Annotated in this window: 13 protein-coding genes; 11 read left to right on the top strand and 2 right to left on the bottom strand. The window is 51.3% G+C overall.

What is annotated here, in order from left to right:
- Window positions 1-31 precede the first annotated feature (31 nt).
- The 11 genes from WC562_06960 (at window position 32) to WC562_06910 (ending at window position 10953) form a co-directional block, all read left to right on the top strand.
- Complete coding sequence (locus WC562_06960) at window positions 32-2380, top strand: pyridine nucleotide-disulfide oxidoreductase/dicluster-binding protein (GenBank protein ID MFA5055889.1); 2349 nt, start codon at window positions 32-34, stop codon at window positions 2378-2380.
- Window positions 2367-2567 carry a DVU_1557 family redox protein gene (locus WC562_06955; GenBank protein MFA5055888.1) on the top strand — a complete coding sequence of 67 codons (201 nt, stop codon included), beginning with the start codon at window positions 2367-2369 and terminating at the stop codon, window positions 2565-2567. The genes WC562_06960 and WC562_06955 overlap by 14 nt, the downstream gene beginning before the upstream one ends.
- 23 nt (window positions 2568-2590) lie before the next feature.
- On the top strand, window positions 2591-3715 hold the full coding sequence (locus WC562_06950) for a DVU_1551 family NTP transferase (GenBank protein ID MFA5055887.1): 1125 nt from the start codon (window positions 2591-2593) through the stop codon (window positions 3713-3715).
- Window positions 3716-3721: 6 nt separating this feature from the next.
- A complete protein-coding gene (locus WC562_06945; protein ID MFA5055886.1) occupies window positions 3722-4357 on the top strand; it encodes a histidine phosphatase family protein in 636 nt (211 codons plus the stop codon).
- A 36-nt stretch (window positions 4358-4393) separates the two neighbouring features.
- Window positions 4394-5473, top strand: coding sequence for an XdhC/CoxI family protein (locus tag WC562_06940; protein MFA5055885.1), 1080 nt, complete (start codon window positions 4394-4396; stop codon window positions 5471-5473).
- A gap of 11 nt (window positions 5474-5484) precedes the next feature.
- On the top strand, window positions 5485-6885 hold the full coding sequence (gene trsS / locus WC562_06935; protein MFA5055884.1) for a radical SAM (seleno)protein TrsS: 1401 nt from the start codon (window positions 5485-5487) through the stop codon (window positions 6883-6885).
- Window positions 6886-6930: 45 nt separating this feature from the next.
- Window positions 6931-7335, top strand: a complete 405-nt coding sequence (locus WC562_06930) for a NifB/NifX family molybdenum-iron cluster-binding protein (GenBank protein ID MFA5055883.1) — start codon at window positions 6931-6933, stop codon at window positions 7333-7335.
- Between the two features lie 19 nt (window positions 7336-7354).
- Window positions 7355-8698, top strand: a complete 1344-nt coding sequence (locus tag WC562_06925) for a DVU_1553 family AMP-dependent CoA ligase (protein ID MFA5055882.1) — start codon at window positions 7355-7357, stop codon at window positions 8696-8698.
- A complete protein-coding gene (gene trsM / locus WC562_06920; protein ID MFA5055881.1) occupies window positions 8691-9422 on the top strand; it encodes a DVU_1556 family methyltransferase in 732 nt (243 codons plus the stop codon). The genes WC562_06925 and trsM overlap by 8 nt, the downstream gene beginning before the upstream one ends.
- A 28-nt stretch (window positions 9423-9450) precedes the next feature.
- Window positions 9451-9993 (top strand): C-GCAxxG-C-C family protein, encoded by a 543-nt coding sequence (locus tag WC562_06915; GenBank protein ID MFA5055880.1) that lies wholly within the window; start codon window positions 9451-9453, stop codon window positions 9991-9993.
- A 108-nt stretch (window positions 9994-10101) separates the two neighbouring features.
- Window positions 10102-10953 (top strand): class I SAM-dependent methyltransferase, encoded by an 852-nt coding sequence (locus WC562_06910; protein ID MFA5055879.1) that lies wholly within the window; start codon window positions 10102-10104, stop codon window positions 10951-10953.
- Between the two features lie 73 nt (window positions 10954-11026).
- Here the strand turns inward: WC562_06910 and WC562_06905 are convergent, their stop codons facing one another.
- On the bottom strand, window positions 11027-11482 hold the full coding sequence (locus tag WC562_06905) for a ferritin family protein (GenBank protein MFA5055878.1): 456 nt from the start codon (window positions 11480-11482) through the stop codon (window positions 11027-11029).
- 109 nt (window positions 11483-11591) lie between these two features.
- Window positions 11592-14279, bottom strand: a complete 2688-nt coding sequence (gene fdhF, locus WC562_06900; protein ID MFA5055877.1) for a formate dehydrogenase subunit alpha — start codon at window positions 14277-14279, stop codon at window positions 11592-11594.
- Window positions 14280-14293: the final 14 nt, after the last annotated feature.

The raw sequence follows: 14293 nt of genomic DNA, 5'->3' as shown, positions 1-14293 counted from the left end.
TTTCCCAGTGTAATTATCGGGGACTTGTCATATGGACATCGATGAGATAGCTAAATACAAAGATAAGTGTATTCAGGAAGAGCCACCTTTTTGTCAAGCGGCTTGCCCGGTTCATGTTGACGTCCGTTTTCTTATGCAGAACATCCGCGAAGGTGATTACGACAAAGCCTACAGAATGTATGCCAGGAAGGTGCTGTTCCCCGGCATTATCTCCAGAGTGTGCGATGAGCCATGCAAGGGAAGCTGCATCCGAAAAAAATTGGATGATCCTCTATCAATCCGGCTGCTGGAAAAAGCCGTCGTCGACTATTCTGAATCGAAGGATGCGGGTGGTTACGCGGCTGTAAAGAAGAGACACAGGGTTTGCGTAATCGGCGGCGGTTTGAGCGGAATGAGCTGCGCACTCGACCTCGCGCGCAGGGGATATCCGGTGACTCTGTATGAGAAATCCTCAAAGCTTGGTGGAAGGCTCAGGGATATTGATCCATCGATACTGCCTAAGCAGATTCTGGACGAGGAAATTCGCAGGCTTGATGACGAAGAGGTGGAGGTAATCCCGAATACCGAGATAAAAAGCCTGGATAATCTCGACTTCGCTGCTATCTTCATAGCAGCGGGCAGCGAGTCAGCCGAATTCGCAGGTTTGCGCCCGAAAGACGAAGCTCGCCCCGAGTACAAAGTGACTTTTGAAACCCTGCAAAAAGGTGTATTCATCATCCCCGCTGCAAGCGATAAAAAATATTCCTCTATCGTTGCGGTTTTGCAGGGTTTGCAGGCCTCCAGGTCTATTGAACGTTATCTTAAAAATACATCGCTGTATCACAACAGGGAAAACGAACTCTCTACAGATACCTGTCTCTATACCAACACATCCGGGGAAAAGAAGAAACAGGCCATTGTTCCTTCCGACCTGATATCGGGGTACACCAAGGAGGAAGCGCATGAAGAGGCTTCCAGATGCCTGCTGTGCGAGTGCATGGAATGTGACAGACAGTGCCTCTATCTTAATAATTACGGGAGCTATCCCAAAGTATATATCGATGAATTCGTCAAATGGTATTCCATGCCTATGGTTTCATATGGGGCCGGAGGCGGCCGCCTGGCACATGGAAGGAAGCACCAGCTGAACGCCTGCAGTCTATGCGGCCTATGCAAGGAGGTTTGTCCTACCGAATTAGATATGGGACTCGTATGTACCGAACTCAGGAAGTTAGTCGTTGCCGACGGCAGGATGCCTGCCGCTTTTCATGATTTCTGGCTGCGGGATATGGAGTTTTCCGCCGGCGATGACTTTTTTCTGGTCAGAAGCCAACCCGGCGTCTCTAAAAGCAAGTACTGGTTCTTCCCCGGCTGCCAGCTGGGCGCATCAGACCCAAGCTATGTGATGAATACCTATCGCTACCTCACGGAAAGAGTAAAGGATGGCGTCGGGCTGTACCTGGGATGCTGCGGCGCGCCGGCGGATTGGTCCGGACGAACCGACATCCTGGAAAAGAATATCCGGACGTTCAGGGAGAATTGGGAAGGTCACGGCAAACCTGAAGTCATACTCGCGTGTCCGACTTGCCACAAGATGTTCACTAAATATCTTGACGATGTCCCGGTGAAGTCCTTATGGGATATCATCAACGAGCAGGGCCTTCCTGATGGGTATCGCAAAGGGAATGGCGTCGAGATGGCCTTATATGATCCCTGTTCCAGCCGCTATGTGCCGGATGTGCAGAAGAGCGTCAGGAATCTGCTCGCCAACATGGGGTACGCCATAGAAGAGCTAAAGATGAACGGAAGGTATGCGCAGTGCTGCAGCTACGGCGGGCTGATCTCGACGGTGAATCCGAAGCTCGCTCAGGAGATAAGGGATGAGCGAGTGAGCGCTAGCGCTAAAGATTACGTGACCTATTGCCCGAACTGCCGTGACGACTTTGCCGGTAATGGAAAGCCGACCTGGCATCTTCTGGACATGATATTTGGAGAGGGGAGCGCGGATGGCGCCATCAAGACACCGCCTACCCGATCCGGAAGGCTTGAAAACAGGAGACAGCTTAAGGCTACGATGATGGAAACATTCTGGGGCGAAAAGATGGAAAGTCAGAGACAGGAACATGAGAAAATCAAGCTGATACTCGGCGATGACGTTGAAAAGAAGATGGATGACCGGTATATCCTCCTTAACGAGATCAAACAGGTCATACATCACGCTGAGACGAACGGCGTTAAGTTCATTGACAAAGGGGCCGGGCACAGTCTAGCCCACCTCAAAATCGGCCACGTAACATACTGGGTTGAATATGAGCAAAGCGGCGACAGCTATAAGGTTTATAAGACGTACAGCCACCGAATACAGATTGTAGAGGAAACTGACGATAATGAAACAAAATGACGATGAGAAGATTATCTGCGAAAAATGTCAGCTTCCTCTTGCCAGGACCAAGACAAAGCTCATGTACCAGGGTATTAAATTCGATGCCGAGCTTTTAAGATGCCCTAAGTGCGGACAGGCCTTCGTTTCTGAGGATCTGGCATTGGGCAAAATGCATGAATTGGAAATTGAGCTGGAAGACAAGTAAATCGACGCGAAACAGCATGCACAATGGAACAGAAGTTAAAGAAGATAGCAGCATTGATTCCTGCGGCTGGTTATTCATCCAGAGCAGGTTTCTTTAAGCCTCTTCTACCAATAGCTTCTTCACTAGTAATCGAAAGATCCGTTTACACATTTCGGCAGGCCGGCATAGAGGATATTCATGTTGTCGTCGGACATAGAGCGAATTTGCTGATACCCGTCCTTACTAGCTTAGGCGTAAAAAAAATCATGAATCCAGATTATGATCAGGGTATGTACACATCCGTTCAAGCGGGAGTAAGGTCGCTGGAAAGCGAAGTCGAAGCATTCTTTTTATTACCGGCAGACTATGCCTTTTTGTCGTCAGAGACAGTTCGCAATATGCTTCGAGCGTATCAAGGAAGCTCGTTCGAAGTGATATATCCGGTATATCGTGAAAATAGAGGGCATCCGCCCCTAATCTCCGCTAAGCTGCGGGATCGCATCCTGGCATGTGAACCTGAAGGAGGCTTAAAAGAGTTGTTGGAAAGAGAAGCCCTTAACAGCGCTGAGATTCAGGCCGACGATGAGGGTATTTTGATCGACCTGGATTCGGAAGAAGATTATCAGAGAGCGATTAAGGGCATAATGCCGCCTTTCCCCACCCGCAAGCAATGCCAAGAAATACTGCGGGAACACCGGACGCCTCAGCCTGTTCTGGAACATGTCCAGGCCGTTGCGGGAATAGCCTGCGCTATTGCCGAATATCTGAACAGCAGAGGATACAGGCTTCATTTAGGAATAGTGATGGCGGCTTCCATGCTGCATGATATAGCCAAAGGAGAAAAGGAGCACACAAGCAAGGGCAGCCAACTAGTCGCCCGGCTGGGATACCCCGAGGTGGCAGCAGTTATTGGCTCCCATATGATACTTGCACCTGAGCACCGCAACCAGATCAGCGAAACATCGATCGTCTATCTGGCGGATAAACTGGTGATAGGACGCCGGCCCGTTTCCCTCGATGAAAAACTCGAGTCTCGCTTAAAAGGATTTGACGAAGAAGCCGCTCGGCAGGGCGCAAGGGAACGAATCGGACAGGCTATGGCGCTTCAGAAGCAGATCGAAAGCATCCTGGGCTTGAAGATCGAAGATATTTTAAAGGAAAACAGATAAACGCCGATGGAGAAGAGAATTTTTTTAGTAAGACATGCCGAAGCTGCCGGGATCGATCAGCAGAAACGCTACCTCGGGCAGCAGGATCCCGACCTGAGCCCTCTCGGGATAAATCAGGCGCAGAAGCTCTGCATGGCATTCACATCTTTTCCGATTAAAGCGGTCTTTACCAGCGATCTTGTCAGGGCGGTAAACACTGCTTCATTGATCGCCAACGACCATCATTGCCGGATCGAGAAGATAAAAGAGTTCAGGGAAATAAACCTGGGGACATGGGAAGGGAGAGCTATTAAGGAAATCCAGGCCCAGCATCCGGAAGAATACGAACAGAGGGGTAGGGATATCGCCAACTACCGGACCCCGGGCGGCGAGAGTTTCGCCGATCTGCAAAAGAGAGCGCTTCCCGCCTTCACTAAAGTCGCAGAGGAAACGGAGGGCGACCTCGTGATCGTGGCGCATGCCGGCGTCAACCGCGTTATACTCTGCCACCTTATGCAGCGGCCGCTCGAAGAGCTTTTCTCCATCCCGCAGGACCATGCCGCGGTCAATATCATTCGAGAAAACAACGGAAGTTATCGTGTGGTCACGGTGAACATGGCTTTAGGCAGCTTGATGTCTAGTCTGAGAGATAAGATATCATAGCCGTAACGGGCGCTCACCACAACGGAGGAATTCGACATGAGTATTTACAAGGACATACTCGAAAAGCTGAATACAGGTCAGAAGATTGTAATGTTAACGACACTGGGTGGTTCCAAGCAGAGTGGAAAGAGCCAGTCGAAGAAGGCGTATTATACAGAAGCCGATCTAGAGACGCCGCGTTCCAATGTCAGAGTCAGCTTCGAAACAAGGCAATTAATTCAACAGGCCCTGGCTACAGGCGAACTGCAAATTGTTAGTACATCGGATAAGAAACTACTGGTGGCGGAGCCTTTCTTCCCTGAACCAAGACTGATCATCTTCGGAGGGGGACATATCGGCAAAGCGTTATGCGAATTTGGCGCAAAGCTCGGTTTTTCTATTACCGTGGTTGACGACAGGATTGAATTTGCGAATGCGGAGCGCTTTCCTGATGCGGATCAGGTCATCTGCGAAAGCTTTGAAAAGTCTTTCGAACTTCTACAGTTCAATCCGTATACTTATGTAGTGATTGTGACCAGAGGACACCGGCATGATTTGATTTGTCTGCGTGAGGTTGCCAAGAAGCCATGGGCCTATGCCGGGATGATCGGGGCAAGGCGGCGGGTCGAGGGTGTAAAAGAACAGTTAATCAGCGAGGGAACTCCCCGCGAAATCCTTGAGAAGGTAAATGCACCTATCGGACTGGATATAGGTGCTGTAACGCCGGGAGAGCTCGCGATATCAATCCTCGGGCAAGTGATCAGCTACCGCCGGCTTGAGAACCCTAAAATGGGCCGGGAGTCCGCCAGGATTATGTGGACGGAATTCGACCGGGACGTCATAGAAGCATTGAGCCTTGGAAGAAATGGCGAAAGAGCGCTTGCAACGGTGCTCTCCACGAGAGGGTCCGCTCCGCGTAGGGCTGGAGCCAAAATGCTGGTGTGGGCTGACGGAAGAATCCTGGGTAGTGTAGGCGGTGGATTGGCTGAAGGCAAAGTGATTCAAAGCGCACGGGATATTATCAGAAAGGGAGGATACCTGATCCAGAACTTCGATTTGAATGGCTGTATTGCCGATGAAGGAATGGTCTGCGGTGGTGACATGAGTGTGCTGATCGAGTCTGTAAAAAGTCGGTAAGGATTAAGGTTATGACTTCAGTACATGATATAAAGAAGCAGCAGACGGAAGAGATAATCGGCCGGACGCAGAGCGTCTGTCCGGTCTGCTTGAAACGTATTCCTGCCGAGCGGGTCAGGGAGCACGGCTGCGTCTACCTGAGAAAGACCTGTAAAGAACATGGAGACTTCAAGACCGTTATCTGGCGCGGCGAACCCGACTATCTGGCCTGGCAGCAGCTCAAGATGCCGGAGCATCCGAATGTATGTCTGACAGAGATCGATAAGGGATGCCCGTACGACTGCGGTTTATGTCCGAGCCACAACCAGCAGATATGCTGCGCTTTACTAGAAGTTACACAGCGCTGTAATCTCGGTTGTCCAATCTGCTTTGCCAATGCCGTAAGCGACGACCCTGTCAAAGACCTTACCTTAGAAGAGCTGATGGATCAGATGAAAATGGTCCGGGACACGACCGGCAAAAGCAACATCCAGCTTTCCGGCGGTGAGCCTACTATGCGGGATGATCTGCCGGATATCATCAGGGCCGCGCGGTCGCTGGGATACACGTTCTTTCAGTTGAATACCAACGGCATAAGGCTTGGCGAAGATCACGACTATGTACAAGCCTTGAAAGAAGCTGGCCTGAGCTGGGTGTTTCTACAGTTCGACGGAACGAAGGATGAGATATATCAGCATCTGCGCGGGAAGAGCTTGCTTGCAGCGAAAGAGAAAGCCATCGAGGCCTGCGGTCGCCAGCAATTGGGGGTCGTACTCGTGCCGACTCTTGTGCCGGGGATCAACACCGATAATATCGGAGACATCGTGCGTTATGCCCTGAAAGGGATGCCGGTGATCAGGGGAGTGCATTTCCAGCCGATCAGCTATTTTGGCAGATATCCGGTTCCGCCCGAGGACAAGGACAGGTTTACGCTGCCGGAAGTGCTCAGAGCGCTTGAAGAACAGACGGACGGCCTGCTTAAGGTAGCCGATTTCGCGCCCTCCGACTGTGAAAGCTCCGTATGTTCTTTCCACGGGGATTTCATTTATATGAAAGACGGCAAACTGACACCTTCCAGTAAGAAACAAAACACATGCTGTTACGGTCGAGGAAGCGACCGGATGGAATCTGTATTGAAATCGCGAAGTTTTGTAAGAAACAGATGGCGAATCCTGAATAGTCCCGCATGCTGCGGCTCGGAGAACGGCGCGAAGAAACAGGATAGCTGGGACAACGTCCTGGACAGGATCAGGAACTACCGGCTCAGTATCACCTGCATGGCCTTCCAGGATGCTGAAAACCTGGACATAGAACGGTTGCAATACTGCTGCGTTTCAATTATCGATAAAGGTAAGACGATACCTTTTTGTGCGTATAATATCACGAGCAGGGACGGGCATTCTCTGTACCGGGGGAAAAGCACAGATATCTAGAATCGGCTTCCGGACAGAGCACCCTGAAGAGAAGGGATGTAACCAATGAAGATCGCAATTGCGGCCAATGGAGCTAAAATGGATAGCCTGATTCCGGACAATTTCGAAGAAAGCACTTTTCTATTGATTGCAGAAACAGATGACGGAAGCTTTGAGACTTTTAAAAACCCGGAAGGTCAGGAAAGCATCGGGATGGCAATGGTAAGGGAAATCCTGAAGCAGGATTGTGAAGCGGTCATCTGCGGCGTTATTGAGAAAGAAGCCTTTGAAGAACTGGCTGCGGCTCAGATAACCCGCTACATGGGAGCAAACCGCAGCGCAGCGGATGCGCTGAATCTTATGGATACATATAAGCTGGATATCATCCGGGTGCCTAAGGGGGAAGTATACGACCCGGACACACACAATCACGGCCCTGCCAACTGTGAAGGCGACAAGGATTACGCTTAGAGATATATTCAGGTGTTTCATGTTAAAGACGCCGTTAGATGACTGGATCGCCGCAAAGATCGGCCTGCCGCCCGGAGCGCTGCCCCGGCAGGCCATCGAGAGCTATCAGCTGGCCCGGCTCCGCAAAACAGTGGCGCTGGCTAAGGAAAGAAGCGCTTTCTATCGTTCGCAATTGGCAGGGATCGATCCGGACGGAATCGTCAATTTTACGCATTTCGCGGAACTGCCGTTCACTAATCCGCAGGATATCAGAGCTAATCCGTATGGACTGCTTTGCACTCCACAGACGGAGATCGAGCGAATCGTCAGTCTGCAGTCTTCGGGCACGACCGGCGAACCGAAACGCTTTTATTTTACTAAAGAAGATCAAGAGCTAACGATAGACTTCTTTGACTATGGCATGCGCAATCTGGTCGGGCCATCCGACAGAATCATGATCCTGCTGCCGTGGGAGTTGCCGGGAAGTGTGGGAGACTTGTTAAAGATAGCGCTCACAAGGATGGGCGCGCATCCAATCCCTTATGGCCCTGTCTACAATGCTGCCGATGCGATCGACGTCGCTTTAAAGCAAAAGGCGACCTCGATGGTTGGGATTCCGACACATGTCCTGCGTATGGCCCGTAATCGAAGCGGCGGGAGACTTAAAGGCCTGATGAAAAGCGTCCTGCTGACGACGGATCATGTGCCCGATTCTATCTCCAGAGCGGTCGAGGACGCATGGGGCTGCAAGGTGTTCAATCATTACGGGACTACGGAGATGGGCCTTGGCGGCGGGGTGCAGTGCGCAGCACGATCGTGTTATCACATGAGAGAAGCCGATCTGTACTTTGAAATCATCGACCCGGGGACGGGGCGGCCGCTTCCCGAAGGCGAGACGGGGGAGATAGTATTCACGACGCTCACCCGCCAGGGCATGCCGCTGATCCGCTACCGCATCGGCGACCTGAGCCGTTTCGTTCCCGGTACATGTCCCTGCGGCTCAACGCTGCGGCAGATGGACATTGTCAGGGGCAGGGTATCTGGTATGAAGAAGCTCGTGGGGAGGCCTCTCACCATAGCTGAACTGGATGAGGCAATCTTTCAGGTCGAAGGTGTATTGAATTTCCAGTGCGAACTATCGGAAGATGACGGGGAAGAGATACTGACAGTTGATGTACTAATCGCAGAAGGGAACCCGACGGGCAAAGATGCGCTGAGCCAGGAGGTGCAGAGAGCCCTTTATCAGATACCCGCCGTTGCGGAGGGCCTGGACGGAGGACGTGTAAAAGTTGCCGTGAATATACTCGACACTCAACTGCCGATATCGAAGGGCACCGCGAAAAGGACAATCGCTGACCGAAGGCCGGGGGCTCAAGATGAGTAAGAAAGCTATCAGACTATATGAAAACGAGGGCTTTCAGACGGCCGCTAACGAAGCCCTGCGTCCGGGCGGACTGGAGCTGACGAAGAAAGCCATGAAAATCGCGGGGTTTGCCGAGGGGAGCCACATCCTGGACATCGGCAGCGGCTGCGGCAAGACCGTGGAATACCTGACAGACGTCCTTGGTATGCAGTCGTCTGGCATCGATATATCCGAGCACCTGGCTGTCAAAGCGAAGAGGCTTAACAGCAATCTGGAAGTGGTGATTGGAGACGTTTGCCGGCTTCCTTATGCCGATGCTTCGATGAATGGTGTAATCTGCGAGTGTGTTTTCAACCTTCTGGAAGATAGGACGTTAGCTCTGGCGCAGATGCACCGGGTGCTTGCCCAGAGAGGGAAACTGATTATCAGCGACCTGTACTTGAGAGATAAGAAGGGAGAATTCTCCGGCCTGCCTATAGCTACGTGCATCAACGGTATCACCACAAGGGAAAATACGATTCAAGAAGTCACAGCGGCCGGATTTCAACTCATCGAGTGGCAGGACGAGACGCAGGTTTACAAAGAATTCGTCGCCGGACTTATAATTAAATACGGATCGATGGGCATATTCTGGGAATCGCTGGTGGGCTCTTGCGATAAAGCATGCAGCATACAAAACGAACTCAGGAACGTGAGGATCGGATATTACCTGTCTGTGTGGAAGAAATCTCAAGTCGATAAATGATGCTGACAGAAGATGAAAGGGGACAATAATGGCACCTGATAAACCTGACCCCAAACACAATTTCTCCGCGCTCTTTGACGAGAGAGTCAAGGATATCCTCACCTCGGAAGAGGAGCGGGAGCGGCTGGGCGAGTTGGCATATGATTACTATAGGAAATCCTTCGGCTGCTCTCAATCTATATTTCAGGCCTTCCAGGATGTCCTCGAGATCAGGGACGACTTCTGGTTCAAAGCCGTGGGAGGGCTTCAGGGAGGGGGAGGCTGTGGGTTGACCTGCGGCGCTCTGACCATGGGTTTTGTACTCATCAACGCCAGAACAGGGCGGTCCAGCATCGACCAGGGCCTGGAGGCTATCCTGCCTGCCTTTGCTCCGTGCCACGAGCTGGCACAGTGGTTCAAGTCGATGTTTAAAAGCAACACCTGCTCCGAGATCACAGGGCTTAACTGGTTCGACATGAACGAGGTCGCCACGCACTACATGAGTAATAAAGGAGAGGAAACCCGGGAGAAGTGCGCCAAGCTTACGGGAGCCACGGCCGTCAAGGTGGCGGAGATCCTGAGCAAGTTGTGATACTGATGGGTCATTGACAATCGTTCATCAAAATAAAAGTAATGATGGGATGGAACTATCAAATAGTACTTAAGAAACATGCCGATATAGCGTTTTATGGAGAAAGCTATGGACTTCAAGTCGATAGATTGGAATGCCATGTGGCAACAAGAATCAAGACACTCTCACCTGAAAGACAACTCGTCACAGCAGGAACTATGGAACAGGAGAGCGGATCGATTCGGTAAAAAGGTTAACCACGTTAAGGATGGCGAGACAAGGGATAAGGATGATTATATCTACCAAATGCTGGAACGAATTGAAATCAGGCCCGGGTGGACGGTGCTTGATATCGGCTGCGGGCCGGGTACGCTCACTATTCCTCTAGCGAAGAAGGCAGCGAGTGTCACTGCACTCGATATTTCTTCGGAGATGCTGAAACGATTGAGGTCCGATGCCGAAAGCAGCGGCTTAAGCAACATCCAATACCTGAACTCTTCCTGGCAGGACGCCTTTGCCAACAAGCAGGTAGGCAATCATGATGTCGTAGTAGCTTCACGCTCGCTGAGCTCGGGTGATATGAAAGAAGCTCTATCAAATATAGTTGCCATCACTAGACAGGCGGCTTTTCTCACTTCCCCAATCGTGCATCTTCCTTTTGACTGGGAAGCCTATAAGGCAATAGGCAGATACGGTAAAGGGCATGCGCGATATATTTACATTTACAATATGCTTTTTCAGATGGGCATCCAAGCTAACGTCGAGATTCTCTACTGCAAGGTCAAAGCTCAGTTCTCGAGTGTTGAAGAAGCTATAGATGATCTACAATGGCGAACCGATCCCTTTAGCACCGATGAAAAAAAGAAGCTGCGAGAATTTCTGAAGAGTAAATTCGTCGAAGAACAAGACTCGTCTGTCTTTACTCACGAAGGGCAGTCGAAATGGGCTCTCATCTGGTGGCGGAAAGAAAATCAAGAGTAAAAAAGGGGGAAGCATTAATGCTTCCCCCTTCTCAATAATGCGTTAAGCAGAACTCCTGTCTTTCAGCAGCTAATTACCAAGCCTCAGTAAAAGCCGTGTTCGAGTACAGGTATTCAACCTTTTCCTTGTGTTTGAGCTCCTCTTGGGCCATTGTAAGCAGCATGTCCTTGACCTCACCTTTTGGCTGCGCTTCTGCAAGCGCGTTATAGAAATTGTGTGAGTTGAGTTCGCGATGGGCGGCGATTAGATACACGTCCTTGGATTTCAGATCGCCTTTAATATCCGGCTTTTCGTTGTATTCGGCCACCTTGTAATCGACGGTATCCTCCATTTTCAACGCGCTCTTATTCTTTCCGTCCCGATATGAAACGAGAAAATCCTTGTGTTTCTTCTCCTCCCCTGCCATAAAAGTCAGGGCTTCTTTGGCCTCTTTATCCTTCACCTTTTTCGCGAGATCGGTATAGAACAGCCTAGCATCTTCTTCATTCTGGATGGCTTTTCCGATGATGTCACCAAGTTTGCTTTTCATGATTAACCTCCTCCTTTGCCATGTAGTTCTTAAATACCATCCGGCGTCCAGTCGTTACAGGCTGGGCGCCGGATAAATCACGCTTTATCGAATTTTTTAAATGGCTGCGCTACTTCTTCGCTTTCTCCACCTTAACAGCGCAGGCTTTGTATTCCGCGGTCTTGGTATCAGGATCGAACACATTGTTCGTCAGCCAATTCGCATTGCCGTCGCGGAAATGGAAAGCCATCCACACTAGGCCCGGCGGAATCTGCTCCGTCACCCTTGCTTTTACTTTTACGGATCCGCGTCGTGACGAGACAATCACATACTCGTTATTCTTCACACCTAGCTTCGCTGCGTCGGCAGGTGAGATATCAGCCGTCTCCTCCGAAAGTATCTTGTCCAATCCGGTGCGCATCGTCTGCGTACGCGAATGATAATGATAGAGCCTTCTACCCGTGCTGAGCACGAACGGGTACTCTTTATCCTCAACCTCGGCCGGCGGCGTCCACTCGATGCCCTTGAAAGCGCCCTTGCCGCGCGAGAACTTTCCATCCTTGTGCAGGAACTTTGTCCCCGGATGTTCTACATTGGGGCAGGGCCACTGCAGTCCGTCACCTTCAATCCTTGAGTACTTAATCCCGCCGTATGCCGGAGCCAGGACGGATACTTCATTATCCCATATCTCCTGGGCGCTGTTGGACTCCCAATTGTGACCCATCCTCTTAGCTATCTCTTTGAATATCCACCAATTCGGCTTAGCCTGTCCCGGAGGGCTCTTGACCTTGCGAACGCGATTGACCCTGCGCTCGCTGCTGGTGAATGTGCCATCGTCCTCCGACCATGCCGCCGCCGGGAAGATTACGTCGGCAAACCTTGTCGTTTCCGTCGGGAAGATATCGTTACACACTATGAACTCCGCCGACTCCAGCTCATGCTCTACATGCTTTATATTCGGCTCCGTGTTCGCCAGGTTCTCGCCGAAAATGTAGAATGCCCTGACCTTCTTCGTGGGTAGTCCGGCCATCATATCCGGGATCATGAGCCCCGGCTTGTCCGGTAAGGACGCAACGCCCCAAGCTTTCTGGAACTTCTCTCTTATCGCGGGGTCCGTGACGCCCTGGTATCCCGGGAAAACCACCGGCAGGGCGCCCATGTCGCACGCGCCCTGAACGTTGTTCTGTCCGCGCAGCGGGTTGACGCCGCCGCACTCGACCCCCATGTTACCCAGCAGCATCTGAAGGTTGGCTGTCGACATAACATTATTCTTGCCGCAGGTATGTTCGGTTATACCGAGCGTATAGCACAGCATGCCTGGCTTAACCTTTGCCATCGTACGAGCGATTTCCTGAATAGTCTCGACAGGCACACCCGATATCTCGGAGGCACGCTCAACAGGATATTCCATGACCTTGGCTTTCAGGTCATCGAAATTCTCGCAGTTCTCACTAACGAATTTCTTGTCGTACAGGTCCTCCGCGATAAGAACATTCATTAGACCGTTAAGGAAGGCCACATCCGAACCAACCTTTATCTGGGCATAGATATCGGCCCTGTCCGCCAGAGGCTGTTTGCGCGGGTCGGCCACTATTAACTTGGCGCCTTTCTTGACCCCGCGCTTGAGGAAGTACGATGCAACCGGGTGTGCTTCCGTCATATTGGTGCCGATGCAGAATATCAGTTTTGCTCTTTCAAGCTCGTTGAATGAGTTGGTCATTGCGCCTGAGCCGAACGCGGCCGCCAGACCGGCGACCGTAGGGGCGTGTCAGGTACGTGCGCAATGATCGATGTTATTAGTGCCGATAACCGATCGGAAGAGCTTCTGCATTTGATAAGAATCTTCATTGATGCTTCTGGCGCAGCTCACTCCGGCTATGGCGTCCGGGCCCGATTCCTTTATTATCTCCTTAAACTTATTAGCTACGATATCGAGGGCTTCTTCCCAGGCAGCCTCCCTGAATTTACCGTTTTCTTTAACCAAGGGAGACGTTAACCTGTCCTCTGAATAAATGAAGTCGTAGCCGAAGCGCCCTTTAACGCAAAGCTGACCCTTGTTTGGAGAGCCATCCTCCACACCGGTGACCTTAACGATCTGCTCGCCTTTGGTATGCAGGTCAAGTTGACACCCGACTCCGCAGTAGGGGCAGGTGGTGCGTATCTTCTTGATCTCCCATGCCCGCGCCTTACCGATAGACTTCTTCTCGATGAGCGCGCCCACCGGGCACATCTGAACGCATTCGCCGCACTGCACGCATGTCGACTCGCCCATGGGTTTGTTCGTATCAAATACGATGGCGGTTCCATGCCCGCGGCTGCCGAAATCGAGCACCTCGTTAACAACGGTATTGTTGCATCCGGCGACGCAGCGCCCGCATGAGATACATTTGCTGCGTTCCACCTGAATAAAGGCCGAGCTATCGTCCGTATCCGTCACTATATCGGCATACTGGATGCTCGGATGCTCGATATGCAGATAGTAAGCCGCATTCTGCAATTCGCAATTGCCGTTCTTTTCGCATGAAATACAATCGTGTTTGCCTGTGGATAAGAGCAGGTCGACGACCAGACGCTGGGCGTTCAATACGGTCTCCGAGTTGGTTACAACCTTCATGCCGTCCTTCGCCTCAACGGAACAGGTAGTCTGTAATCCACGCATGCCCTCAATCTCGGCAACGCATACACGGCACTTGCCGGCAACGCCGGTCCTTTCGTGGTAGCACAGAGATGGGATATAAATCCCGTTGTCCCTGGCCGCCTGAAGCACCGTCTGTCCTTCCTTTGCTTCACAAGTTATCCCATTGATTGTGATCTTCATCGTTTATTCTCCTC

Source organism: Dehalococcoidia bacterium, from assembly GCA_041649635.1.
In the GTDB taxonomy this organism is placed as follows: Bacteria; Chloroflexota; Dehalococcoidia; order E44-bin15; family E44-bin15; genus JAYEHL01.
This window is presented reverse-complemented; position numbering and strand designations above follow the sequence as displayed.

Coding starts and splice junctions, on each gene's coding strand:
- WC562_06960 (MFA5055889.1), top strand. CDS start 32: ATGGACATCGATGAGATAGCTAAATACAAAGATAAGTGTATTCAGGAA.
- WC562_06955 (MFA5055888.1), top strand. CDS start 2,367: ATGAAACAAAATGACGATGAGAAGATTATCTGCGAAAAATGTCAGCTT.
- WC562_06950 (MFA5055887.1), top strand. CDS start 2,591: ATGGAACAGAAGTTAAAGAAGATAGCAGCATTGATTCCTGCGGCTGGT.
- WC562_06945 (MFA5055886.1), top strand. CDS start 3,722: ATGGAGAAGAGAATTTTTTTAGTAAGACATGCCGAAGCTGCCGGGATC.
- WC562_06940 (MFA5055885.1), top strand. CDS start 4,394: ATGAGTATTTACAAGGACATACTCGAAAAGCTGAATACAGGTCAGAAG.
- trsS (MFA5055884.1), top strand. CDS start 5,485: ATGACTTCAGTACATGATATAAAGAAGCAGCAGACGGAAGAGATAATC.
- WC562_06930 (MFA5055883.1), top strand. CDS start 6,931: ATGAAGATCGCAATTGCGGCCAATGGAGCTAAAATGGATAGCCTGATT.
- WC562_06925 (MFA5055882.1), top strand. CDS start 7,355: ATGTTAAAGACGCCGTTAGATGACTGGATCGCCGCAAAGATCGGCCTG.
- trsM (MFA5055881.1), top strand. CDS start 8,691: ATGAGTAAGAAAGCTATCAGACTATATGAAAACGAGGGCTTTCAGACG.
- WC562_06915 (MFA5055880.1), top strand. CDS start 9,451: ATGGCACCTGATAAACCTGACCCCAAACACAATTTCTCCGCGCTCTTT.
- WC562_06910 (MFA5055879.1), top strand. CDS start 10,102: ATGGACTTCAAGTCGATAGATTGGAATGCCATGTGGCAACAAGAATCA.
- WC562_06905 (MFA5055878.1), bottom strand. CDS start 11,482: ATGAAAAGCAAACTTGGTGACATCATCGGAAAAGCCATCCAGAATGAA.